Raw genomic sequence first — 479 nt, forward strand, 5'->3', positions numbered from 1 at the left:
GGTGTGGAGCGGTGCCAGGGGGAAGCGGTGGGCAGCAGGTGGCGGGCGGCGGCCCACAGCGCGAGGTGCCCGCCCGCGCTGTGCCCGGTGTACACGACGCGACGGGTGTCGACGGCGTCCGCGCCGAGTGCCTCGCGGGCGAGTGCGGGCAGGGCGTCGAGCGCGGTGGCGACGTCGTCGAAGGTGTCGGGCCAGCGCCCGGCGGGCGGGAGTTCGGGGGCGGCGGTGCCGGTGTGGTCGACGGGGGTCCGCGGGCGTATCGCCGCGCCGTCCGCACCGCCGCGGCGGTACTCGACCGAGGCCACCGCGAGGCCGGCCGCCGCGAGGTGCGCGGCGAGCGGCGAGGCGTGGGCGCGGTCGTAGGCGGCCCGCCAGGCGCCGCCGTGCAGCAGTGCGACCAGGGGCGCCGGGAGGGTGCTCCCGGCGGCGGGCCGGTAGAAGTCGATCACCTGGTCGGGGCCGTCCCCGTAGCGCGCGGT

1 protein-coding gene is annotated in these 479 nt (G+C 79.7%); it reads right to left on the reverse strand.

Going from position 1 to position 479, the window contains the following annotated elements:
• Positions 1-479, reverse strand: a 479-nt coding sequence (locus AC5RWQ_RS30375; RefSeq protein WP_494286027.1) for an alpha/beta hydrolase, incomplete at both ends; no start/stop codon positions are given.

Source organism: Micromonospora sp. BS32, from assembly GCF_059089345.1.